A 23,680-nucleotide genomic window follows, 5' to 3' on the forward strand; every position below is an offset into this window, starting at 1 on the left:
CAGTTACCGCGTGCAGGCGTCGAGCCCGTCGCGCTGGACGATCCGGATGCGCCGCGCGATGTTGTTGCCATAGCGCCGCACAAAGCCGCTCGGGCTCTTGACCGACCGCTTCTTGGGGAGCGGCAGCGCTGCGGCCATGCGCGCGGCCTCGTCGCGGCTGAGCGAGCCTGCGCCCTTGCCGAAATAGCGCTGCGCGCCCGCCTCGACCCCATAGGTGCCGATTCCTGTCTCGGCGACGTTGAGATACACCTCCATGATCCGGCGCTTGCCCCAGATCGTCTCGATCAGCACCGTGAACCAGGCTTCCAGCCCCTTGCGGAAGAAGCCGCCATTCTGCCAGAGGAACACGTTCTTTGCGGTCTGCTGGCTGATCGTCGATCCACCGCGGATGCGGCCGCCCTGCGCGTTGCGCCGCACCGCAGCCTCGATCGCCTCACGGTCGAACCCGCTATGGGTGCAGAACTTGCCGTCCTCCGCCGCGATCGCGGCTGCCACCATGTTGCGGTCGATCCGCTCGATCGGAGTCCAGTCGCGGGTCGCACCATTGCTGTCGGTCAGCATGGTAATCGTGGTCGGCGGCGGCACGAACCGGTAGATCACCACCATCAGCAGCGACAGCGCGACGAAGCCGAAGATCAGCTTGAACACCAGTGCGATCAACCGGGCCAGAAACCCGCGTTTGCGTGCGGCCATGATGCGGTGCTCAGCGCCTGGTTTGCCATTTGACGATATCGCCGGGCTTGATCCCCAGCTGTGCTGCGCGGCCGCCGGCAAGCTCCAGCACCGCAGCCACCGGTCCCTGCGAACTCACCGCATCGAGCGAATAGGGCGTGGTGTTGTCCGCGATGCTCTCGATGCTGCCATCGGCACGCACGAAGATGATGTCGAGCGGGATCACGGTGTTCTTCATCCAGAAGCTGGCGGGCTTGAGGGTGGGGAACGGGAAGATCATCCCCGCATCTGGCGCGAGTTCGGTGCGGAACATGAGCCCTTGCGCCTGTTCCTGCGAGGTGCCTGCGACCTCGACCGTGAAGGTGTGGCGCTTGCCCTTGCTATCAATGGTCAACGGTACGAGCTGCAGCCCGGCGGGCGACAGCGCGGAAGCGTCGGCCGCGGGCCGCTGCGCGATCGCATCGCTGGGGGCGGTGGCGTTGCAGGCGACCAGTGCGAGTGTCGCAATCGTGGTCGCACACCATTTCATGACCATCATTCTCTCCCAAAGTCCTCTTCCAGCCCCGCAATCTCTTCCATGCTATCGGCGAAAACGATGCGCCGGGCGAGTGCAAAATCATGTCCCGCCCTGATAAATGCCTGCAGCTGCTTGCGGCGTTTGTCCGGATCGGCGGGCTGGTCGGCAAAGGCGCCGACCCGCTTGCGTTTGGCGAAGGCCAGCGCGGCGCTCACCGCCTGGTCCCTGCCCGCGCTGCGCATTTCGTCGCGATCGGGCTCCTTGACGCCTGCCGCCTGCAGCGCCTGCTCCACCCGCCGCGCGCCATAGCCCCGGCGCAGCAGCGCCCCGCCCTTCATCGCGGCATAGGCAGCATCGTCGACATAGCCCAGTTCCGCGCACCGGTCGGCCAGCGCCACCAGATCGGGCGGGGTATCGCCATCCCAGCCGCGCTCGCGCAGCTTGCGCTCAAGATACTGCACCAGTTTCGCGCGGGTCGAGGCAAAGCGCCCCAGATAATGCAGAGCAAGATCCTTCAGGCTCGTCTCGTTGAGCGGCTTGGGCGGGCGGCGTTCGGCCCGGTCGGATCGCGATCTGGAAAACATGCGCCTTTTTTGTGCCACAGTCGGGCCGAAATTAGAACGCCTGTCGTCGGCTAGAGCGGCGGCTGGAGTATTTTGGGGATGGACCTGCGCGCGCCGCGCCCTGTTCATCGCCGAGCCATTGAACACGGGGCAGACCGCACACGATCTGCCCATCATGCGTGAGATGCAGGACAACAGGCACCGCGCACAGGAAAGCAACGGGTTAAAACGCATGACTGAATTGCAGCCGACACCGACCGCCGATACTCTGGCGCGACGCTTTGCCGATTTCGCGACACTGGGCGAAGCGCTCGATTATGCGGCGGGCGGGACACGCGGCTTCAACTTCCACGATCCGCGCGGCACCCTGGTGCGGCCCTACCCGTTCAGCGAGCTGCGCAGCGATGCGTTGGCGCATGCGCGGCGGCTGATCGCGCGCGGCGTGGTGCCGGGCGATCGCATCGCCATCGTCGCCGAAACCAGCGCGGAGTTTGCCGCCTTGTTCTTCGGCGCGGTCTATGCCGGTGCCTGGCCGGTGCCGCTGCCTTTGCCGACCAGCTTCGGCGGCAAGGAAAGCTATGTCGAGCAGCTGGGCGTGCAATTGCGCTCCAGCGACCCCAAGTTCCTGTTCTATCCGGCCGAACTTGCCGAGATGGGCGGCGAGGCGGCCCAGCGCTGCGGCGTTGCGGGGATCGACTGGGAAGGCTTTACCACTGACGCCGTCACGGATGTCGCGCTGCCGCAGGCAAGCTCGAACGATATCTGCTATCTGCAATATTCCAGCGGATCGACCCGCTTCCCGCACGGCGTTGCGGTCACCCATGCCGCGCTGCTGAGCAATCTGGCGGCGCACGCGCACGGCATGCACATCGCGCAGAGCGACCGCTGCATCTCGTGGTTGCCCTGGTATCACGACATGGGGCTGGTCGGCTGCATGCTCTCGATGGTCGCCAACCAGGTCTCGACCGATTACCTCAAGACCGAGGATTTCGCGCGGCGTCCCCTCGCCTGGCTCGATCTGATCAGCCGCAACCCCGGCACCTCGTGCAGCTACTCCCCGACCTTCGGCTATGACATCTGCGCGCGTCGCATCGGTAGCCAGTCGCGGGTCGAGGAACGCTTCGACCTGTCGCGCTGGCGGCTGGCGGGCAACGGCGCGGACATGATCCGCCCCGATGTGATGCAGAGCTTCGTCAACGCGTTCGCGCCCGCAGGCTTCAAGGCCAGCGCCTTCCTGCCCAGCTATGGCCTCGCCGAAGCGACGCTTGCGGTCACTTTGATGCCGCCGGGCGAAGGCATCGTCGTCGATCTGGTCGAGGAACAGCGCCTGTCGGGCGCGCCGGTCGATGCGAGCAAGCCCAAGCGCTACCGCTCGATCGTCAATTGCGGCAAGGCCTGCCGCGGCATGTCGATCGAGATCCGCAATCCCGATGGCGTGGTGCTGGCAGATCGCGAGATCGGCAAGGTTTGGACCGCAGGCCCCTCGATCATGCACAGCTATTTTCGCGATCCCGAGGCGACCGAAGCGTGCCTGATCGACGGCTGGCTCGACACCGGCGACATGGGCTACATGGTCGATGGCTATCTGTATATCGTCGGCCGCGCCAAGGACATGATCATCATCAACGGCAAGAACCACTGGCCGCAGGACATCGAATGGGCGGTGGAGCAGCTGCCCGGCTTCAAGTCCGGCGACATTGCCGCGTTCTCGATCACCACGCCCGCAGGCGAAGAGGCGCCCGCGGTGCTGGTGCAGTGCCGCACCACCGACGAAGGCGAACGCCGCCGCCTGCGCGACGAGATCCGCGAAAAGGTGCGCTCGATCACCGGCATGAACTGCGTGATCGAGCTGGTGCCGCCGCGCACGTTGCCGCGCACCTCCTCGGGCAAATTGAGCCGCGCCAAGGCGCGCAACCTCTACCTCTCGGGCGAAATCCAGCCCTACGAACTGGCGGCCTGACCGCCGGTCCCACAGCCCGGCCCGGGCTGCACGGGTTTACCGCCGGTGCCCACGGGCCTATAGGTCTGGCCATGCCCGAGCCCCAGTCTCCGATGCGCCGCGTCGCGCCTGAGCCGGATTCTCCGCTCGCGCGGCACCGCGCCTGGGCGAGCGGGCTTATCGTTGCGCTGTTCGTCGCGCTTGCCAGCGCCTTGCTGCCCGGCGCGCTGCCCGCAAGCCAGATGGTGGGCTCGGCGTTCAACCCGGCCACGACCCAGGTTGCGCTCAACCGCGATGAAAACGAGCAGGCCTTTGCCAGCGCTTCGCAAGAGGCCCGCCAGCGGTCGGCGCTGACCGGCGGCAATGGGCTGGCAACGCTGCCGCCGACACCGTTCGGCCCGCTGCCTCGACTGCATTTCGCACCGGCAGACCCCGCGTTCGACCGGCCGCAGGCGGCGATGCCTGCCTTTGTCCGTGCAGGATCCGGCCCGCGCGCGCCTCCTGCGCTCAGCTGACCTCAGGCGCTTCCCGCTTCTGAACGACGAACCCCCGCGACACTGGTCCGGGGTTCTGGCGCCTGCGCGTCCCGCGCGGGGTGGCGCGCGCCTTTCGCATTTTCACGACATTTTCATCCCGAAAGACACGACATGATCGATCAACAATCCGTGCCCGCTCTGCCCGGCACCCCCGACGAGCAGGACGACACCGCCCGCAAGCAGCGGGTCAAGGCGCTGTTCAGACGCTACCCCGATATCACCAGCGAGGAGCGGCGCGAGCTGACGGACTATCTGAAATCGGGCCCACTGCTCGAGATCGGCCTGCTCAAGGGCGACGAGACCATCCGCTACAAGATCGCGGCGTTCGAACAGGAGCAGGCAAAGGCGCTGTCGCATGCTCCCAAGGAGATCGCCGTGCTGCTGGTGATCTTCGTGCTGCTTGCGGTGGCGTGTTCCGCATTGTGGGACATGGGCGCCTGACGGATATGCGGGGTGCGCGCCCTTTGAGGTGCGCACCCCGCAGCCCCTGTGACGCCTGCGCCAAGGCACCTGGAGCGCTTGTGGAACCGGTTGCGCCACCAGCTGTTGGATGTGGCGCAAAATTGGTGATCAAACCGGAGGAAACATGTTAGCTGTCAATCCGTGACATCGATTGCGCCGCCCGACCGCAGCCCGCCCCCCGGTTGGACCGAGTCCGACCGGCTGGCTGCGCTGTTGCGATACGGCATTCTCGACACGCCGCGCGAGCCCGAGTTCGAGGACATAGTCCGGCTGGCCAGCGATGTGTTCGACGCCCCCATTTCAGTGGTCAACCTGATCGCGTCGGACCGGCAATGGTTCAAGGCGGAGATCGGTATCGGCGCGCGCGAACTGCCGCTGGATGTCTCGATCTGCGCGCATGCGCTTCTGCAGGACGACATGTTCATCGTCCCCGACACGCTGCTCGATTCGCGCTTCGACAGCAATCCGCTGGTTCAGGCCGAAGGCGGCCTGCGCTTTTATGCCGGCGCGCTCCTCAGGACCGAGGAAGGCCTGCCGCTGGGTACGGTGTGCGTGCTCGACAGCAAGCCGAGACCCGAGGGCATCACCGCGCGGCAGAGGCTGACGCTTGAGGTGCTGGCGCGGCAGGTGATGACGCAGCTGGATTTGCGCCGTGCGATCGTCCAGCGCGACGAGCGCTCGGCCGTTCTGGAAGCGGAAATCGCCAGCCGGATTGCCGCCGAAACCGCGCGCACCGCCAGCGAGGAGCATTATCGGCACCTGTTCAATGCCGTCGATGCCGGCATCTCCGTGCTCCAGATGCGCTATGACGATGATGGTCGCGCCGCCGATTATCGCTTTGTCGAGGTCAACCGGGCATTTTCCACCCATACCGGCCTGAGCGACGTCGAAGACCGGTGGGTTCGCGATGCGTTGCCCGGTGTCGAACAGTACTGGCTGGATCTGTACGGAGAGGTCGACCTGACCGGGCAGTCCAGGCGGGTGCAGCACATCGCCAGCGCGCTGGACAACAGGTGGTTCGATGTCCACGCGTTCCGCATCGGCGATCCTGCCGATCATCACGTCGCTGCGCTGTTCACGGATATCACGGACCGACGCCGTTCCGAGCAGGAACTGCACCAGCTGAACGAGACGCTCGAGCAGCGCATCACTCAGGCGTTGACGGAGCGCGAGGCGACCGCAGAGGCACTTAGGCAGGCGCAGAAGATGGAGGCGATTGGCCAGCTGACCGGCGGGCTGGCGCACGATTTCAACAATATGCTGACCGGGGTGATCGGCAGCATCGACCTGATCCGCCGCTTCCTCGAATCGGGACGGATGGATCAGGTCCATCGCTATCTCGAGGCGGCGGAGACTTCGGCGCAGCGCGCCGCAGCGCTGACCGCGCGGCTGCTGGCCTTCGGGCGGCGGCAATCGCTCGATATCCGCCCCACCGACGTCAACCAGCTGGTGCGCGGGATGGAAGACTTTCTGCGGCGGACGCTGGGGGAGCAGGTGAGCCTCGCGGTGGCGCTCGTCCCGGGGCTGCCGCCTGCCAGCACCGATGCCAACCAGCTCGAAAATGCGCTGCTCAACCTGTGCATCAACGCGCGCGATGCGATGCCCGATGGCGGGCACCTGACCATCGAGACGACCACGATGCAGCTGGATCCCGGCTTTGCCCAGACCGGCGAGGACCTGCAGCCGGGCGACTATGTCGTGCTCAGCGTCTCCGACGACGGCCAGGGGATGAGCGCGCAGACCATCACCAAGGTATTCGAGCCGTTCTTCACCACCAAGCCGATCGGCCAGGGTACCGGGCTGGGGCTGTCGATGATCTACGGCTTCCTCAAGCAATCGGGCGGCCATGTGCGCATCTACAGCGAGCTGGGCGTGGGCACGAGCGTCAAGCTGTTCGTGCCGTGCAGCGACGCGCCGGTCGTCGTCGCAGAGCCGCGGGTCACCTCGATGCCTGTGGGTGCGGGCGAGACCGTGCTGGTGGTCGAGGACGACGCCGCCGTGCGCATGGTCATCGTCAACGTGCTCGACGAGCTGGGCTATACCGCCTGCGAGGCGGAGCACGCCGAGGAAGCGTTCGCCATCCTGCAGACCAGCCGCCAGATCGACCTGATGATCTCCGATGTCGGGCTGCCCGGATTGAACGGGCGCCAGCTTGCCGAAATTGCCCGCCAGACCCGGCCGGGACTCAAGGTATTGTTCGTCACCGGCTATGCCCAGGGCGCAGCGGTGCGCAGCGGCTTCCTCGACCATGGCATGGACATGCTGACCAAGCCGTTCCAGATTGACACGCTCGCGATCAAGGTGCGGCAGATGCTCACGCCGTGATGCGCAACAGCTGCGGTATTCCGCTTGCGCTGGCTTACTGTATTGATATATTAACACAGTAACACTTATCGCTTGCCTGAAAGGGCAACTCGCCTCATTTTGGGCGAAAAGCGGAAACGGGAGCGCACACGGCATGGCAACGCAAACTGCGATTGCGGACAAGAAACTGACCCTGGAGGCACCCGAACCGGTGCCCGTGGTGACGGCTGCGGAAGCCACCGGCCTGGTGCCGGTGTCCGATGACGTGAAATCGAAGCTCGACGAGAAGGTCGAGGGTTTCATCAGCGATCTGGTGGCGCAGGACGTCAACTCCCCCGAATTCGGCAAGCGTGTCGACCAGATCACCAATATGGGCCGCAAGGAAATTGGCGATGCCGCAGGGCAGTCCAACCGCTTTCTCGATCGCCCGGTCAAGGCGATGGACTCCGACAATTCGGTCGGCGCCAACCTCGCGCAATTGCGCCGCACGGTCGAGGATCTCGACCCGGGCAAGAAGGGCGATCTGTTCACCCGCAAGAAGATCTTCGGCATCATCCCGTTCGGCAACAAGATGCGCGATTACTTCGACAGCTACAAAAGCTCGCAGGGGCACATCCAGTCGATCCTGGGCAGCTTGCAGAGCGGCAAGGACGAGCTGCTGATGGACAATGCCGCAATCGACGTCGAGCGGCAGAATCTTTGGGCGGCAATGGGCAAGCTCGAGCAGATGATCCACGTTTCCAAGACGCTGGATGCCCGGCTGGAGGAAAAGGCCGCCGAGCTCGACATGACCGATCCGGCCAAGGCCAAGGCGATCCGCGAAACCGCCTTGTTCTATGTCCGCCAGCGCACGCAGGACCTGCTGACGCAGATGGCGGTGACGGTGCAGGGCTATCTCGCGCTCGATCTGGTCAAGAAGAACAACGTCGAATTGGTCAAGGGCGTGGACCGTGCCAGCACCACCACCGTCGCGGCGCTGCGCACGGCCGTCACGGTGGCGCAGGCTTTGGTGGGCCAGAAGCTGGTGCTCGACCAGATCACCGCGCTCAACACCACCACCGCCAACATCATCGATTCCACCGGAACGATGCTGAAAGAGCAGACCGCCAAGATCCACGAACAGGCGGCATCGGCGACGATTCCCGTCGAGACGCTGCAGCGTGCGTTCCAGAACATCTACGACACGATGGACAACATCGACACCTTCAAGGTCAAGGCGCTCGACAGCATGAAGACCACGGTCGACACGCTGAGCAAGGAAGTCGAGAAGTCCAAGGGCTATATCGCCCGCGCCGAGGGTGCCAGCCAGGCAGGTTCGGGCGGCGCGTCGTCGGGCCCGTCGCTGCTGAGCTCGCTGGAGGCATGAGGCAGCGGTCCGCATGAGCAAATCCCTGACCAGCCAGTCCGACCAGATTCTCGCCGACGCCGCAGCGGTCAAGCGCCGGGCGCAGATGGGACCGTCGATCGGCAGCAAATCGCGCGCGCTCAAGCGCGAGCATCTGTGGAAGAAAATCGCCGCAATCGCGATTTCCATCGGCGTGATCCTGGTCGCCGCAGGCGTGGTCGGCGCGATCATCGACGGCATCGGCTTCTATGGCGTGCTGCTGACCGTGCTCGCCGCAGTTGTTGCCACCGTGGTGCTGGGCAGCGGCATGAAGCTCAAGGTCCCGACGCCCGAGAAGCTTGCCAAGGAACCGCTCAAGGTGCTGGCGGGCAAGACCGAGATCTGGCTCGAAAGCCAGCGCCCGGCGCTGCCCGCGCCTGCGGTCAACCTGATCGACAATATCGGCGTCCAGCTCGACATGCTCGCGCCGCAGTTGCAGACGCTCGAGGAAAACAGCGAGCCTGCCCGCGAAATCCGCAAGCTGGTGGGCGAGCACCTGCCCGAACTGATCACCGGCTATCGCAAGATCCCCGCGAACATGCGCAAGGAAAAGCGCGGCGAGCGCACTCCCGACGAACAGCTGCTGCATGGTCTGGGGGTCATCGAACGCGAGATCGCCAGCGCCACCCGAACGATTGCCGAGGGCGACGCCGACAAGCTCGCCATCCGCGGCCGCTTCCTCGAGCTGAAGTACGACGGTTTGGCGGACAGCCAGTAGCGATCGTCCTTGCCAGTACTCTACCGTTCGTCACCCCCGCGTTTGCGGGAATGACGAGCGCAGCATTGGCGTCACCGACCCGGGCCCGTGAGAATGCCGGCAATCGCCCCTCTCAGCCAGCCGCGCCCAGCCAATCACCGGTCGCTATCCGCTCGAGCCCGTCCACGGACAGGTTCCAGACATAGACCAGTGCGGTTGCAGGTCCGGCTGCCGTCATGACCATCGCAATCTCGCGGCGATAGTCGTGCGGTGGCGGATCGTCGGGGCTGCAGCTTTCGAAAGCGTCGAGCCAGGGCAGGCTGGCGGCGGGATCATGCAGCCGCAGCAGGTCGCCGGTGACCGGGTCGCTGCCCTCCAGCACCAGCGCCGGGTGCCAGCTGACGCGATAGAGCATGCCGCTCAACGTCGCCAGACCCAGCCAATCGCTCTCGCGCGCCAGCCGCGCCGCATTGGCGTGCGCACTGCCACGGCGCAGCGTGCCATAGACGAAGATCAGGTCGGGCAGCAGGTCGGGCTGGATCGCAGGCATGATCTGTGCCTATCATGGCTGCGGGAGAACATCGATATGCAGCGCTACACCAGCTTCGCCGAATTCTGGCCCTATTACCTGTCCGAACACAGCCGCCCGCTGACCCGCGCCTGGCATTATGCGGGAACCTCGCTGGTGGTGCTGCTGGGGCTGGCGGCGCTGCTCACAGGCAACTGGCTGCTGTTCGCTGCTATGCCGCTGGCGGGCTATTTCTTTGCCTGGGTCAGCCACTGGCGGATAGAGCGCAACCGGCCGGCCACCTTCACCTATCCGCTCTGGTCGCTGGCGGCGGATTTCCGGATGTGGGGGCTGTGGCTGACCGGTCGGCTGGGGCCCGAGCTCCGGCGCGCCGGGGTGAGCTGAACGCTGCACCACGGAACCCGCGTGCCATCACCGGCGTAGGCTCATCACCAAGGAGAGCCTTATGACCGATCATCAAGACCCCAAGCCCGCCGCCAACGATCCCGTCGATTGCACCGAGGAAACCGCGCAGCGCGCCGGCGCCAAGCACAGCAGCCTGAATACCGACGAGCATGACGCCAAGCCCGATGTCGACAAGGACGATATCAGCGAGAAAGATCTGGATGATGCGCTCGACGATTCGATGGATGCGTCGGACCCGCCGTCCTCGATCCAGCCCTGACGCCACCCCGCCCCTGATGATGCTCAGCCCCCGGGGTTTCTGACCATCAGGGGCAGCATCGCGAATATCAGCTGCCCCGCCAGACCGATGGCGCCGGGCAGCGTCGCGAGGCTCGCCAGCCAGCCTTGCGATCCCTGGCCCAGCACCAGCGCCAGCCCCCATTCGCACACCATCAACAAGGCAAATCCGGTCAGCCCCATGGCGATGCGCTGACGTGCGGTGTCGATGCTACTGCGCCGGATGATCGCCCTGGCGCGTAGCAGCATCGCGGCCAGCATCACCGGAATCTCGCACAGCACCGCAGCGAATTCGCCTATAGCCGGAACCAGCAGCGGGATCCGGACAAGCGCGAGCGCAAAGCCCAGCGCGAAAGCCTCAGCCCCGTATCTCAGCCCTGCTCTGATGGCGGGGCCCAGCATCGGTCACACCGTGATCAGCAGACCCGCCAGCGCGGCGCTCATCAGGTTGGCGAGGCTGCCGGAGGCAAGCGCCTTGAGCCCGAGCTTGGCGATCATCGGTCGCTGGCTGGGGGCGAGGCCCCCGGTCACCGCCATCTGGATGGCGATCGACGAGAAATTGGCAAAGCCGCACAAGGCGAAGGTCACGATCGCGATGGTCCGCGCCGAAAGCCCGGAATCGGGTCCGCCCAGATCGATAAATGCGACGAACTCGTTGAGCACGATCTTGGTGCCGAACAGCCCGCCTGCGCGCAGCGCCTCGTCCCACGGCACGCCGATCAGGTACATGATCGGCGCGAAGACATAGCCGACCAACTTCTGGAACGACAGGTCGGCAAAGCCGATCCAGCCGCCGACCCCTGCGAGCAGGCCGTTGGCCATCGCCACCAAAGCGACGAACGCCAGCACCATCGCGCCGACCGCGACCGCAAGCTTGACCCCCGTCTGCGCGCCCATCGCGGCGGCCATGATGACATTGGCGGGGCGTTCGTCCTCATATTCGACATCGAGCGGCATCACCGCTTCGGGGCTCGCATCCGCCGGATCGTCGGGCATGATGATCTTGGCCATCAGAATACCGCCGGGCGCGGACATGAACGCGGCGGCGAGCAGGAAATCGATGCGGATGCCCATCGCGGCATAGGCCGCCAGAATGGTGCCCGCGACGCCCGCCATGCCCACGCTCATCACCGTGAACAGCTGCGAGGGCTTCAGCGCGGCGAGATAGGGGCGGATCACCAATGGCGATTCGCTCTGGCCGACGAAGATGTTGGCCGCCGCACACAGGCTTTCAACCTTGGAGATGCCGATCAGCTTCTGGATCGCGCCGCCCACCCACTGGATCACCCGCTGCATGATGCCCAGATAATAGAGGATCGACACCAAAGCCGAGAAGAAGATGATCACCGGCAGCGCGGCGATGGCAAAGCTGTTGCCGCCGACTTCGGGGCTGGCGAGCGGGCCGAAGATGAAATTGGTGCCCGCCTGCGCATAGCCCAGCAGGTTGGAGACGCCGCGCGCCATCGCCTGGATCGCGGTCTTGCCCGCGGGCACGTACAGCACCAGTACCGCGATGCTGGCCTGCAGCGCAAACGCGGCGCCGACGACGCGCAGCCTGATCGCGCGCCGGTTGTTGGACAGCAGCAGCGCGATCGACAGGATCAGCGCAATGCCTGCCAGTCCCAGCAAAATCCGTGTCATGCTTTGCGCCCGTGCCCCCGATAAAGGAAATGTCTGGTTGGTCCCCGATCCTGCCTAGCCAGAATGCCGCGATGGGGGAAGCGCGAACTGCGCCCGCCGCGCCGAGCCGATCGCTGCCGGTCAGGGCCTGGGCTGGCGCGCGACCAGCCAGCAGCCGGTGACGATCAGGCCTGCGCCTGCCAGCGTTGTCCAGCCGATGGTCTCGTCGAACACCAGCCAGCCGAACAGCGCGCCCCAGATGAACATGGAGTATTCGAGCGGCAGCAGCGCCTGCGCCTCGGCCCGCGCATAGGCCCAGGACAGCAGCAGCAGCGACAGGATGGAGAGCACCGCGGACAGCGCGAGCAATCCCCAGCCGACCGGCGCGGAGAGCAGCTGTTCGCCCGGCAGCGTCCCGACAAAGGGCATCGCCAGCGCCATCCAGAAGCCGATGATCAGGTTCTGCGCGAGCACGATCTCCTGCGGGCTGGTAAGCTGCGCCTGCTGGCGCTGGAGGATGAGGTTCCAGGCATAGAGCACGGCAGACCCGGTGATCGCCGCGATCCCCGACCATTGGGCAACGCCGGTGTCCTGGCCTGCGGCTTGTGCTGCGCCGCCCAGCAGCCCGAGCCTTCCGCTTGCGATGACCGCCACCCCGGCAAACCCCAGTACCGACGCCATGATGGCACCCGAGCCGATGCGCTCCTTGAGCACCACTGCTGCAAGGAACAGCGCGATGATCGGGGCGATGAAGCTGATCGCGACCGCCTCTGCCATCGGCGTGCGCGCCAGTCCCCAGAAGAACAGCACCGCCATGGCCGCAACCACCGTTCCGCGCAGCAGATGCAGCCGCAGCACCGCTCCGCGCGGGATGGCAGGGCTGCGCTGGGCGAGGAACAGCGCAAGGGCGAGCACCACGCCGATCATGCAGCGCCAGAACAGCGCGGCGACGACGCCCATGTCGATCGTGACCGTCTTCATCGCGGCATCCATCGCGCCAAACAGCAGCATGCCGCCCAAACAGGCGGCGATCGCGACCAGAGGCGCTGCGTTCACCGCGCGGGAAGATGCAGGTCCTGATGCCATGGCAGCGCTGCTATCGACGCCGACGCAGGCGCTGTCCAGCCCCGAGCTTCGCCCGCCGGTCAGCGATCCATGATCGCCAGCGCAGCAGCGGTCGCGTCGCGATAGGCGCTGCCGTCATGGCGGTGCGCGCCGACGAAGTGCATGAACCGGCAGTCTGCGTCCCAGGGTTCGGCCCAGTAATTGCCGTAATGGCGATAGGGCAGCAGCACCGGATCGGGATCGTTGGCGACGACGAAGCTCGAGGTCACCTGTTCGCTGCCCCATTCGCGCATCGCTTCGGCGCCGAGCAGGCCGGTCATCTCGCCGGCAAATCGGCGGGCAAGCGCGCGCCCGTCGCCGCCCTTCGAAAAGCCGGCGAACCCGGCACAGCCGCGGATATAGCGCAGCGTCTGCGCATCGCCGATGCGGGCGAGCGCGCGCTCCATGCGCGACTGGATATGCGCGTCTGCCGATGCGCTCAGATCGGTCGGGGGCACGAACGCGGCGCAGGTCTGCGCGCCGATCTCCCATTCCGGGCCGCCGAGCAGCGTGAAGCTGCGGTTGGCGGTGATCGCGTCGATCACCGCATCGGGGCGACCCAGGGTCACGGTGTCGCTGTCCAGCTGGATCACATAGTCATCGCCGCGCCGGTCGAGGATCGACAGGAACCGCTCCCACGCGCCGCCGGTCGGGAAGCCGCTGGTATCGACATTGGCGATATCGATGATCTCGGGGTTGCCGCAATGCTGCGCAAGCACGGCTCGGTCGGCTGCGGTCAGCGTGCCGTCGGACAGGATCACCACCCGCCCGCGCCGGACATGGTGCCACAGCGACTTGACCGCGACCAGATAGGGCAACAGCACCGCGGTCCCCATCATCGAGAACAGCACCAGGCCATCATCGGCAGGGATGATCGGCGCGGTACCCAGCACCGGGCGGCAGGCAGCGTCGTGCCGCCAGTTGTCCAGCCGGCTGCGAACGCGGAAGGGCAGAAGATCCATCAACATGGGCACCAGCCGATCGAAAGGGAAACCATCGCCCAGCCTATAGCCTCCATGAGGTTAATGCGACGCAAACAATATCGGCGCATCGCCCGGCTGCCACGGTACCGGGCGGATCATCGCGGCGGCAAACAGATCGGACTGCACCAGGCTTTCAAGCCAGCGCTGCACCCGGGGCAGGTCTTGGGCGGCGAACCAGTCGGCATCTGTGGCGGCGAACTGGCGCACGAACGGGAACAGCGCGATATCGGCCAGCGCGCGCTGGTCCCCGCACAGATGGGGCTGATCGGCCAGCCGCGCCTCCAGCGCTTCCAGATGTTCAAGACCCCCGGCGCGGTGGTCGACGCTGTCGCCAGGATAGCGCGAGGGGTATTTGTAGCGGTCGAGATGGTGCTTGAACGGACCGTCATTGGCCGCGATCAGCGCGGCGTCATCGCCTGCCAGCCAGTCTTCGGGATCGCGCGCCGCCAGCGCCCAGCGCATGATTTCCAGGCTTTCGGCGATCACCTGCCCGTTGGCCAGCACGAGCACCGGCACCGTGCCCTTGGGCGAGGCATCGAGCATCGCCTGGGGCTTGGCGCGCAGGATGATCTCGCGCAGCTCGACCTCCTGCCCGCTCGCCAGCAGCGCCATCCGCGCGCGCATGGCATAGGGGCAGCGACGGAAGCTGTAGAGGATAGGGAGAGGGGTCATCGGCAAGGGTCTATACCATCACCCATTCCATCGTCACCCCCGCGCACGCGGGGGTCCCGCTCTCCTGAGCCCCAGGGGCAAAAGCGGGATTCCCGCTTTGGCGGGAATGACGGGCATTGGCTGGCAGGCTCAGCCCGCCAGACGCTCGGAGATTTCGAGCATGGCGATCGCGGCGCGTGCAGCATCGCCGCCCTTGTCCTTCTCGCTCATCTTGGCGCGGGTCAGCGCCTGCGCTTCGTTCTCGACCGTGAGGATGCCGTTGCCGATCGGCATGCCGTCGAGCGTCAGCGCCATGATCGCGCGCGCGCTTTCGTTCGAGACGACCTCGAAGTGATAGGTCTCGCCGCGGATGATCACGCCGATCGCGACATAGCCATCGAAGCGCTGGGTATCCGATGCCATCGCGATAGCGGCGGGTATTTCGAGCGCGCCGGGCACCGTGAGCACCTCGCAGCTGTGCCCGGCCTTCTTGATCGCGGCCTTGGCACCCTCGATCAGCAGGTCGTTGAGATGGTCGTAGAAGCGGGCCTCGACGATGAGGAAATGCGCCATGGTTTCAGTATCCCGTACAAATCACAAAAAGCAAAAAGGAAGGTCAGCCCGCGACCCAGGCCGCAACCTGCACCGCGACGGTGTTGGCTGCCTGGTTGAGCGCTGCGCCGACGCTGACCGCATCGACCGTGGCGACCGGAACGCTCGCCTCGAAGCGCTGCTTGCGCAGCGGGGTGCCGGGCTTGCGGATCACCGCATCATAGCGCACCACGACGGCACGCGCGCCCTCGTCATAGCCGAAGCGCTGCAGCTGGCCCGAAAGCATCATGCCGCGTTCGGAGCCGGTTTCGACCTGATCGAGCACCAGCCGTCCGCTCTTGGCGGCAAGCGTCTCGGCAAGCACGCCACGGAACAGCCGCGCGGGCTTGTCGGCCCACACCGCATCCTGGACATAGGCGATCGCGCTGTCGCTGACCTGGACCGGCACGCGTACCTGATCGAGCGTGCGCTCGACCGTCGGTACGTCGACGATGATCGCCTCGGTCACCGAAGCCGATGCCATCGATCCTGCGGTCGGCGCTGCGTCCGAGGTCAGGGTAAGCAGCTGCGGCGGAGCCTTGTCGCCAAAGCTGACACAGCCAGCCAGCAGCAGAACGGTCGCCCCGGCGGCGAGAACGGGGCGGAACATCTGGTTCACAAGGCTGGCTCCGGTTGTCGGCATCGCGGTCATGGCTCGCCTTCTCAGTTCTTGGGCTTGTAGTCGGGAAGCGGCGGCCCGCCGAGCAGGCCGGTTGCGCCTTCCTGATCGATCTTCTCGGTGATCGCCGACAGCGCCCGAGCGGTGACGCGCAGATCGCGCACCAGCGCCTCGGTTTCGGGCAGCGTGGTGGTGGAGAACTGGCGCAGGCCCGGCCGTGCCTCTTCCATCGTCTCGGTCAGCTTGGCGAGCGTGCGGTCGGTCTCTGCCAGCGTCTTGGCGAGCTGCTTGGCGAGCGGGCGGCCTTCGGAATCGAGCACATCCTTGGTCGATTGCGCAGTGAGGCCAAGCTGCTCGGCGGCAACGCCTGCCTTGGCGAGCGTCACGCGCAGCTCTGCGAGCGCAGCGCGCATCTGCGGCGCGGTGTCGGACAGTTCGCCGGTCAGGCGGCCCGAATTCTTCAGCAGCACCGAAATCGATTTCTGGTTTTCGTCCGACAGCACCTGGGTGAACCGTTCGGTCAGCGTCGCCAGCCGCTCGAGCAGCAGCGGCGCGTTGTTGAGCAGTTCGCCCAGCGCGCCCGGCTTGGTCGGGATCACCGGCACACCTTCAGGGCCAGGTTCGGTGAGCGCAGGCGCGCCCTGCTTGGCGCCATCGAGCTGGATTTGCGACACGCCGGTAAAGCCAACGCCCTGAATGGTCGCGGTGGTGCCCTCGAGGATCGGCACTTCAGAGTTCACCTCGATGCGCACGCGCACGAACTGCGGGTCCTTGGCCCACAGCGCGATCTCGGTCACCTGGCCCGATGGCACGCCCGAATAGGCGACGACCGAGCCCTTGGCGATGCCGTCCACCGATGTCTTGAAGAAGATATCGTATTTGTTGCGGTCGGTATCCCCCAGCCCTGCGAGCCAGATAACGAAGGCCGCGATGCCTGCGAGCAGCACCAGGGTGACGGTCCCCACCCAGACATGATTGGCGCGTGTTTCCATGGCGTTGGTTATGCCCCTGATCTTTTGATGCTGTCTACCGACAAAGCGGCGCGGTCGTTCCCCAAGGCGTGTTCCGGCGTCATCGCTTGAACCCCCGGCTCTTGCTCTGGGCGGGATGCCGGTTTTGGCGCCGCTCCTCGTCTGCGTGGCTCACGGCAGCGGCGCGGCCGCGCGGGCCGTTGAAATATTCCTGGATCCACGGGTGGTCGGTCGCAAGCAGCTCGGGGATCGTGCCAATGGCGATCACCTTGCGGTCGGCGAGCACCGCGACCCGGTCGCAGATCTCGTGCAGCGTATCGAGATCGTGCGTGATCAGGAACACGGTAAGGCCCAGCGTGCGCTGCAGTTCCAGCGTCAGCTCGTCGAACCGTGCCGCACCGATCGGGTCGAGGCCGGCGGTCGGCTCGTCGAGAAACAACAGGTCGGGATCGAGCGACAGCGCGCGGGCAAGGCCGGCGCGCTTCTTCATCCCGCCCGAAAGCTCGGACGGGTATTTGTCGGCCGCCTCTTCGGGAAGGCCGCTGAGCGCGATCTTGTACATCGCGATCTCGCGGCGCAGCTTGGAATCGATCTTGGGATAGAATTCCGCCAGCGGCACCATCACGTTTTCGGCCACCGTGAGGGTGGAGAACAAGGCCCCGCCCTGGAACAGCACGCCCCAGCGGCTGCGGATCGAGACATCCTCTTCCGCCTCGTCGAGCATGGATTCGCCCAGAACCTCGATCCGCCCCGAATCGGGGGTCTGCAGGCCGATGATCGAGCGCATCAGCACCGATTTGCCGGTGCCCGATCCGCCGACCACGCCCAGAATCTCGCCATGGCGCACATCGAGCGACAGATCGTCATGCACCACGTCATCGCCAAAGCTGTTGGTCAGCCCGGTGATGCGGATGGCGACATCGCATTCTTTCTGTCGGGCAGCGCTCATCCCCAGCCGATCTCGGTGAAGAACACCGCAAAGAACGCATCGAGCACGATGACCATGAAGATCGCCTGGACGACCGCTGCCGTCGTGCGTGCGCCGACCTCCTCGGCGTTGCCGCGCACCTGCATGCCCTGATAGCAGCCGGCCAGCGCGATGATCAGCCCGAACACCGGCGCCTTGACCATGCCGACATAGAAATCGGTGATCGGCACGACTTCCTGGATGCGCACGATGAAGGTCGCCACCGGGATTTCTAGCACGATCCAGCACAGGAAAGCGCCGCCGACCATCGCGACGATCATCGAATAGAAACCGAGCAGCGGCATCATCAGCACCGCAGCGGCGACGCGCGGCAGCACCAGAGCCTCGACCGGCGACACGCCGATCGTCCGCATCGCGTCGACCTCTTCGGTCAGCTTCATCGTGCCGATCTGCGCGGCAAAGGCGCTGCCCGAACGGCCCGCGACCATGATCGCGGTCATCAGCACGCCCAGTTCGCGGATCGTCAGCCGCCCGACAAGGTTGACGGTGAACACTTCGGCCCCGAACTGGCGCAGCTGCACCGCTCCCTGCTGCGCGATGACGATGCCGATGAGGAAGCTCATCAGGCCGACAATGCCCAGCGCCGATGCGCCGACCAGCTCGAAATGGCGGATGATCGCGGCCCAGCGGATGCGGCGCGGATGAACCGCAAGCGACAGCAGCGCGCGCACGATCGCGCCGAAAAAGCTCAGCATCCCGACCATCGACGTCAGCGCAAGCATCACGCCTTCGCCGATGCCGCCGACCGCGCGGGTGACGATATCGGGGCGAGGCGGAGCGTCGACTTCGCCGACGTCGGACTTGCCGACCGCCTCGACCAGCCTGCCGCCCGATTCGCTCAGATTGACGATTTCACAGTTGTGATCGCGCGCCAGCCGATGCACGATCCACGCTCCGACGGTGTCGATATGCCCGACATCGGCCATGTCAATCAGCGCCGGAGACTGGTCCAGCGACTTGAGCCTTTTGTCGAGCGGACCGATGGTGGCGATATCCAGATCGCCGGTAAAGCGCAGCACCGCGCCGGTGTCGCTACGCTGTTCAACGGAAAAATCGGCCGGGACACCCATATCGGTGGCATCTTTGTGCGATAAAGCGCGCAATCACAAGCATCTTGGCGCACGGCCCGTCGCAGTCTTGCCCGATCAGACAAGCTTACACGGTGTTACAACGGCGCGCTTGTTTCCCGCCGATTTGGCTTTATGGCCTAGCAGCGTGGGGGAACGGCTAGCCTTTTACGACATGGACCGGACGATTACCGTCCATCCGACATATGCGCGCTTCCTGTTGTGGATGGCGTTGCGGCATGACCCCAAGCGGCTGCTGCTGTTGCCGTTCTCCGCGCTGGCGGGGCTTGGCTATCTGCTGCGCATCGTCAGCCGCGATTCCCTCAAGCAGATCAACCAGCGGCTGCTGCTGGGCTCGCTTCGCCTGTCGCGGCTGGCCGCGCCGATGGCGGGGCACGCCGAATTCGTGTTCGCCAAGAACATCCGCCCCGGCGCGATCGAGCAGATCGCAGCGGACCGCGAGGCGGGCTATCGCATCGTCATCGCCACCGCATCCTACCGGCTTTATGTCGATGCGATCGCCCGGCGGCTGGGGATCGATGATGTCATCGCGACCGATCTCACCGCCTCGCGCGGGCGGGTGCAGCCGCGCATATCCGGGCACAATTGCTACGGCACGCACAAGGCCGAGATGATCGCGGCGTGGATGGCCGAGCACGGGCTCGACCGTGCCGCCTGCCACATCCGCTGCTATTCCGACCATGTCTCGGACCTGCCGATGCTGGAAATGGCGGACGAGGCGTTTGTCACCAACGCGCATGTCCCGATGCGGCTGGTGGCGCGGGCCAAAGGCTGGCCCGAGCTCGACTGGCCTGCGGGCAACGGCCATCTTGCGGTGGCGCTGCCCACCCTGCCGGGCTAGCGTGGCCCCCGAACCGCGCCGCAGGGGAGCCACATGAACACCACCGCCCATATCCTGTCCTCGATCGCCGCCGCGCTGCTTGTCTGTGCGCCTGCAGGCGTGCTGGCGCAGCAGGCCGGCAACACGGCAGAGGCCGAGGCGCCCGTTTATCCCGATATCCTGCCGCTGCGTGAGCAGGCCAAGGTGCGCGACAGCTGGCTGGCGCAGCGGCTGGAGAGCGTGGTGCCGGCGCTGATGCGCGAACAGGGCGTCGACATGTGGGTTCTGATCGCGCGCGAATATGTCGAGGACCCGGTGGTTGCGACCATGCTCGATGCGCGCTCGATGCACGCGCGGCGGCGCACCATCTTGGTGTTCTTCGATCCGGGCGAAGGCAAGCCGGTCGAGCGGCTGACGGTGAGCCGCTATGGCCTTGCCGGCATGTTCACGCCCGTATGGACGCCCGAAACGCAGCCCGACCAGTGGAAGCGCCTCGCCGAGGTGATCGCCGAGCGCAACCCACACAAGATCGCGCTCAACATCTCGGACCAGACCGCGCTTGCCGATGGCCTTACCCACAGCCAGCACGAAGAGCTGATCGCCGCGCTGCCCGAAGCGCTGCGCAGCCGCATCGTGCCCGCCGGGCCGCTCGCGATCGGCTGGCTGGAAAGCCGCATCCCGGCCGAGCTGGAAGTCTATCCCTCGATCGTCCGCACCGCGCATGGCATCATCGCCAAGGCATTGTCCGATGCGGTGATCACGCCGGGCACCACCACTGCCGAGGACGTGCAGTGGTGGATGCGCGACAAGGTCAGCGCGCTGGGGCTCAAGGTCTGGTTCCACCCTTCGCTTGCCATCTTCCGCGCAGGCCAGTCGGGCGAACTGACGGGCGATGCGGTGATCGAGCCCGGCGACATGCTGTGGACCGATTTCGGGATCACCTATCTGGGGCTCAACACCGACACCCAGCACCTGGCCTATGTGCTCAAGCCCGGCGAAAGCGATGCGCCTGAAGGTCTCAAGGCGGGGCTCGCCGCCGCCAACGCGGTGCAGGACATCCTGACCGCCGAGTTCCGCGTCGGCCTGACCGGCAACGACCTGCTCGCAGCAACCCGCGCGCGCGCGATCGCTTCGGGCTATCAGCCCAGCATCTATTCGCACCCGATCGGCTTTCATGGCCATGGCGCGGGTCCGGCGATCGGCTTCTGGGACAATCAGGAGGCCACCCCCGCAGGCGACTATCTGGTCCGCGGGAATACCGCCTGGTCGATCGAACTGGCGGTCACCAACAACGTTCCCGAATGGGGCGATCAGGCGGTCTCATTCCGCACCGAGGAGGACATGGTCTTCGACGGCGAGCAGGTGCGCTATCTGGATGGACGGCAGGACAGGTTCCACCTGATCAAGGGCGCTGCGGACCGGCCTGTGGAGGTGCCAGCACCCGCGCCCGAAGCCCTGCCTACCGAGCCGGTGGTGGATGGGGTGCAGGAGTAACCTGCCCACATACGCTCATCCTGAGCCTCTCGAAGGACCCGCGCCCACGCCGGCCGAATAGCGGGGCCTTCGACAAGCTTAGGCTGAGCGGATTTAGATCGATCGGGTCTGATATCCGCTATTGATGCTCGCGTCCGAAGTCGGGCTTTGCATCATCCTGGCCCTGCTCGATGATCGAGCGACGGATGGTGCGGGTGCGGGTGAAGAGTTCTTCGAGCTCGTCGCCCTTGTCCCAGCGGATCGCGCGTTGCAGCGCCGAGAGGTCCTCGGAGAAGCGCTGGAGCATTTCGAGCACCGCGTCCTTGTTCGACAGGAACACGTCGCGCCACATTACCGGATCGCTGGCGGCGATGCGGGTGAAGTCGCGAAAGCCGCCTGCCGAATATTTGATCACCTCGCTCTGCGTCACGCCCTCCAGATCGCTGGCGGTGCCGACGATGGTGTAGGCGATAAGGTGCGGCAGATGGCTGGTCACCGCGAGCACGAGGTCATGGTGCGCGGCGTCCATCGTCTCGACATTCGCCCCCAGCGCCTGCCAGAAACCCGCGACGCGCGCACACGCGCCTTCGTCCGCGTCGGCATCTGGCGTCAGGATGCACCAGCGCCCCTTGAACAGGCTGGCGAACCCCGCTTCCGGCCCGCTGTTCTCGGTCCCCGCCACCGGGTGCGCGGGCACGATGATCGCGTTGGGCAGCGCGCCGCGCAGCGCGGTGAGCACGCTCGCCTTGCACGAGCCGACATCGGAGATGATCGCCTGCGCGGACAGATGAGGTGCCATCGCCTCGGCAGCAGCAGCCATCGCGCCGACCGGCACGCACAGGATGACCATCTCGGCCTCGGCCAGCTCCGCTCCGAACGCGCTGTGATAGCTGTCGCACAGCCCGATCGCCTCGGCGCGCGCGCAGACTTCGGCGTTGCGGTCATAGCCCAGGATGCGCGTTTCGGGCAGGCTCTGGCGGATCGCGCGCGCGATCGACGATCCGATCAGCCCCAGACCGACGATGGCAACCGCGGCGAAAGGAGCGCTCATGCGCTGACCAGATCGCGCAGCACGGCGGCGATGGCGCGCATGTCCGCCTCCTGCCCGATGGTGATCCGCAGCGCATGGCCAAGCCCCTGCCCCTTGGGCCAGCGCACGATATAGCCCGCCTGCATCAGCGCATTGAACGCGGTCTCGGCGCTGACCGCGCCTTCGAACAACACCAGCACAAAGTTGGCGTGGCTGGGGATGACGGTAAGCCCGTGATTGCCCAGCTGCGCGATCTCGTCCGCCAGCCACTGCCGCCAGCGGGAGTTGTGAGCGCGCGACCGCGCCACGAAGTCCTGATCGCCCAGCGCTGCCAGCGCTGCGGCCTGCCCGCCAAGCGTGACGTTGAACGGGCCACGGATGCGGTTGAGCGTGTCGATGATCGCCTGCGCCCCGAAGCCCCAGCCGATGCGGTCTCCGGCCAGGCCATAGATCTTGGAAAAGGTCCGCGTCACCAGCACGTTGTCGTGGTTGCGGGCCAGTTCCAGACCCAGATCATCCTCTTCGGGCGACAGATATTCGGCATAGGCCTGGTCGAGCACCAGCAGCACGTGCGACGGCAGCGCCGCGTGCAGCCGCGCGATTTCGCCGCGCGCGGTCAGCGTGCCCGTGGGGTTGTTCGGGTTGGCGAGATACACCACGCGGGTCGCATCGGTGATGCAGGCGAGCAGCGCGTCGACATCGGTCGCATAAAAGTTGTCTGGCGCAACTACCGGGGTCGCGCCGCAACGCCGGGCGGCGATGTCATAGACCGAAAATCCGTAGCGGACATAGACGACCTCGTCCCCCGGCCCGCAATAGGCCTGCGCGGCCAGGTTAAGCAATTCGTCCGATCCGGTGCCGCACACCACCCGCGCGGGGTCCAGCCCGTGCAGCATAGCGATCGCCTGGCGCAGCGCGGTGCTGTCGGGATCGGGATAGAGCGAGGGGTGCTGCGCCGCGCCTGCCGCGCGCGCTGCCAGCGCCGCCGGGCTGGTGCCGAGCGGGTTCTCGTTAGCGGACAGCTTGACCAAAGGCACACCATCATCCCCTGTCGATTTTCCGGGGACATAGGCGTGGATCGCCTGGATCCAATCTTTGGGCTGGGGAAGTCGGGTCATGGCCCGCGCGCATAGCGTGAGTCGCCCGGGATGGGAAGCGTCGAGCGTGGCTGCAGGACCTCGCCCGAGCCGACACCCCCTCGCTGTGGCTGCAACTGGGGGCCAATTCCTTCAAAAGATTGCCAAATTACCCCCCCGTTACAAGCCATGTAACGCTCGCCCCTACGTCCAACCCAAAGCCATGTTAACTTTGGACAATTGCGGGACGGACGCGCATTAGCGGGTTGCCCCCAGTTTGAGGCTGGGTTAAGGCTTTCACCAAGGTCGCCCTTGGATAGCAGAAGCGCAAGAACCGCTATGCTGTCCGTTACTCGGTTCAGGGTAATGCGGCCCCAGCCAA

26 protein-coding genes are annotated in these 23,680 nt (G+C 65.8%); 10 read left to right on the forward strand and 16 right to left on the reverse strand.

Features of this window, described 5'->3' with window-relative positions; genetic code table 11:
- Positions 1-3: 3 nt before the first annotated feature.
- Genes mtgA through IP68_RS18195 form a run of 3 tightly spaced genes read right to left on the reverse strand, consistent with a single transcriptional unit; the run spans position 4 to position 1,773 of the window.
- Positions 4-693: a monofunctional biosynthetic peptidoglycan transglycosylase gene (gene mtgA, locus IP68_RS18185; protein WP_054136441.1), complete on the reverse strand. Its 690-nt coding sequence runs from the start codon at positions 691-693 to the stop codon at positions 4-6.
- A gap of 10 nt (positions 694-703) precedes the next feature.
- Positions 704-1,207, reverse strand: coding sequence for a DUF192 domain-containing protein (locus IP68_RS18190; protein ID WP_369814877.1), 504 nt, complete (start codon positions 1,205-1,207; stop codon positions 704-706).
- Complete coding sequence (locus IP68_RS18195; RefSeq protein WP_054136442.1) at positions 1,207-1,773, reverse strand: regulatory protein RecX; 567 nt, start codon at positions 1,771-1,773, stop codon at positions 1,207-1,209. Before IP68_RS18195 ends, IP68_RS18190 begins: the two co-directional genes overlap by 1 nt.
- 211 nt (positions 1,774-1,984) lie before the next feature.
- Between IP68_RS18195 and IP68_RS18200 the strand changes: the two genes are divergently transcribed.
- The 6 genes from IP68_RS18200 (at position 1,985) to IP68_RS18225 (ending at position 9,095) form a co-directional block, all read left to right on the forward strand.
- The gene (locus tag IP68_RS18200; RefSeq protein WP_054136488.1) at positions 1,985-3,712 is read left to right on the forward strand and encodes a fatty acyl-AMP ligase; all 1,728 of its coding nucleotides are present in this window, start codon (positions 1,985-1,987) and stop codon (positions 3,710-3,712) included.
- A gap of 71 nt (positions 3,713-3,783) precedes the next feature.
- Complete coding sequence (locus IP68_RS18205) at positions 3,784-4,206, forward strand: hypothetical protein (protein WP_156318265.1); 423 nt, start codon at positions 3,784-3,786, stop codon at positions 4,204-4,206.
- A 132-nt stretch (positions 4,207-4,338) separates the two neighbouring features.
- Complete coding sequence (locus IP68_RS18210; RefSeq protein ID WP_054136444.1) at positions 4,339-4,668, forward strand: hypothetical protein; 330 nt, start codon at positions 4,339-4,341, stop codon at positions 4,666-4,668.
- 162 nt (positions 4,669-4,830) lie between these two features.
- Positions 4,831-7,014 (forward strand): response regulator, encoded by a 2,184-nt coding sequence (locus tag IP68_RS18215; protein ID WP_082382486.1) that lies wholly within the window; start codon positions 4,831-4,833, stop codon positions 7,012-7,014.
- Between the two features lie 133 nt (positions 7,015-7,147).
- Entirely contained in the window at positions 7,148-8,359 is a 1,212-nt protein-coding gene (locus tag IP68_RS18220; RefSeq protein WP_054136445.1) for a toxic anion resistance protein, read from the forward strand.
- Between the two features lie 13 nt (positions 8,360-8,372).
- Positions 8,373-9,095 carry a hypothetical protein gene (locus IP68_RS18225; RefSeq protein ID WP_054136446.1) on the forward strand — a complete coding sequence of 241 codons (723 nt, stop codon included), beginning with the start codon at positions 8,373-8,375 and terminating at the stop codon, positions 9,093-9,095.
- A 112-nt stretch (positions 9,096-9,207) separates the two neighbouring features.
- Here the strand turns inward: IP68_RS18225 and IP68_RS18230 are convergent, their stop codons facing one another.
- The gene (locus IP68_RS18230) at positions 9,208-9,624 is read right to left on the reverse strand and encodes a gamma-glutamylcyclotransferase (RefSeq protein WP_054136447.1); all 417 of its coding nucleotides are present in this window, start codon (positions 9,622-9,624) and stop codon (positions 9,208-9,210) included.
- A gap of 36 nt (positions 9,625-9,660) precedes the next feature.
- Here IP68_RS18230 and IP68_RS18235 point away from each other — a divergent pair, with 36 nt between their 5' ends.
- Together IP68_RS18235 and IP68_RS18240 are read left to right on the forward strand one after the other, a co-directional pair.
- Complete coding sequence (locus tag IP68_RS18235) at positions 9,661-9,987, forward strand: DUF962 domain-containing protein (RefSeq protein ID WP_054136448.1); 327 nt, start codon at positions 9,661-9,663, stop codon at positions 9,985-9,987.
- Positions 9,988-10,048: 61 nt separating this feature from the next.
- Entirely contained in the window at positions 10,049-10,267 is a 219-nt protein-coding gene (locus IP68_RS18240) for a hypothetical protein (RefSeq protein WP_054136449.1), read from the forward strand.
- Between the two features lie 23 nt (positions 10,268-10,290).
- Here the strand turns inward: IP68_RS18240 and IP68_RS18245 are convergent, their stop codons facing one another.
- From IP68_RS18245 to IP68_RS18290, 10 genes are all read right to left on the reverse strand, one after another.
- Positions 10,291-10,686 carry a hypothetical protein gene (locus tag IP68_RS18245; protein ID WP_054136450.1) on the reverse strand — a complete coding sequence of 132 codons (396 nt, stop codon included), beginning with the start codon at positions 10,684-10,686 and terminating at the stop codon, positions 10,291-10,293.
- Positions 10,687-10,689: 3 nt separating this feature from the next.
- Positions 10,690-11,925: a NupC/NupG family nucleoside CNT transporter gene (locus IP68_RS18250; RefSeq protein WP_054136451.1), complete on the reverse strand. Its 1,236-nt coding sequence runs from the start codon at positions 11,923-11,925 to the stop codon at positions 10,690-10,692.
- 120 nt (positions 11,926-12,045) lie between these two features.
- Positions 12,046-12,990, reverse strand: coding sequence for a DMT family transporter (locus IP68_RS18255; protein WP_082382487.1), 945 nt, complete (start codon positions 12,988-12,990; stop codon positions 12,046-12,048).
- 59 nt (positions 12,991-13,049) lie between these two features.
- Entirely contained in the window at positions 13,050-13,976 is a 927-nt protein-coding gene (locus tag IP68_RS18260; protein WP_197275859.1) for a hypothetical protein, read from the reverse strand.
- A 54-nt stretch (positions 13,977-14,030) separates the two neighbouring features.
- The gene (locus IP68_RS18265) at positions 14,031-14,663 is read right to left on the reverse strand and encodes a glutathione S-transferase (RefSeq protein WP_054136454.1); all 633 of its coding nucleotides are present in this window, start codon (positions 14,661-14,663) and stop codon (positions 14,031-14,033) included.
- A gap of 129 nt (positions 14,664-14,792) precedes the next feature.
- On the reverse strand, positions 14,793-15,215 hold the full coding sequence (gene ribH, locus IP68_RS18270) for a 6,7-dimethyl-8-ribityllumazine synthase (RefSeq protein ID WP_054136455.1): 423 nt from the start codon (positions 15,213-15,215) through the stop codon (positions 14,793-14,795).
- Positions 15,216-15,258: 43 nt separating this feature from the next.
- Positions 15,259-15,885, reverse strand: coding sequence for an ABC-type transport auxiliary lipoprotein family protein (locus IP68_RS18275; RefSeq protein WP_231684149.1), 627 nt, complete (start codon positions 15,883-15,885; stop codon positions 15,259-15,261).
- Between the two features lie 11 nt (positions 15,886-15,896).
- On the reverse strand, positions 15,897-16,844 hold the full coding sequence (locus tag IP68_RS18280; RefSeq protein WP_054136456.1) for an MlaD family protein: 948 nt from the start codon (positions 16,842-16,844) through the stop codon (positions 15,897-15,899).
- A gap of 79 nt (positions 16,845-16,923) precedes the next feature.
- Complete coding sequence (locus IP68_RS18285) at positions 16,924-17,772, reverse strand: ABC transporter ATP-binding protein (protein ID WP_054136457.1); 849 nt, start codon at positions 17,770-17,772, stop codon at positions 16,924-16,926.
- Entirely contained in the window at positions 17,769-18,881 is a 1,113-nt protein-coding gene (locus IP68_RS18290) for an ABC transporter permease (RefSeq protein WP_054136458.1), read from the reverse strand. Before IP68_RS18290 ends, IP68_RS18285 begins: the two co-directional genes overlap by 4 nt.
- A gap of 145 nt (positions 18,882-19,026) precedes the next feature.
- Here IP68_RS18290 and IP68_RS18295 point away from each other — a divergent pair, with 145 nt between their 5' ends.
- Both IP68_RS18295 and IP68_RS18300 read left to right on the forward strand, forming a co-directional pair.
- The gene (locus IP68_RS18295; RefSeq protein ID WP_156318267.1) at positions 19,027-19,740 is read left to right on the forward strand and encodes an HAD family phosphatase; all 714 of its coding nucleotides are present in this window, start codon (positions 19,027-19,029) and stop codon (positions 19,738-19,740) included.
- Positions 19,741-19,773: 33 nt separating this feature from the next.
- Positions 19,774-21,213: a M24 family metallopeptidase gene (locus IP68_RS18300; RefSeq protein ID WP_054136460.1), complete on the forward strand. Its 1,440-nt coding sequence runs from the start codon at positions 19,774-19,776 to the stop codon at positions 21,211-21,213.
- 118 nt (positions 21,214-21,331) lie between these two features.
- On the opposite strand, the gene IP68_RS18305 is transcribed toward IP68_RS18300, so the two are convergent.
- Entirely contained in the window at positions 21,332-22,243 is a 912-nt protein-coding gene (locus tag IP68_RS18305) for a prephenate/arogenate dehydrogenase family protein (RefSeq protein WP_054136461.1), read from the reverse strand.
- Positions 22,240-23,340, reverse strand: a complete 1,101-nt coding sequence (gene hisC / locus IP68_RS18310; RefSeq protein WP_054136462.1) for a histidinol-phosphate transaminase — start codon at positions 23,338-23,340, stop codon at positions 22,240-22,242. The genes IP68_RS18305 and hisC overlap by 4 nt, the downstream gene beginning before the upstream one ends.
- Positions 23,341-23,680: the final 340 nt, after the last annotated feature.

The organism is Blastomonas sp. AAP25 (assembly GCF_001295965.1).
Lineage (GTDB): Bacteria > Pseudomonadota > Alphaproteobacteria > Sphingomonadales > Sphingomonadaceae > Blastomonas > Blastomonas fulva.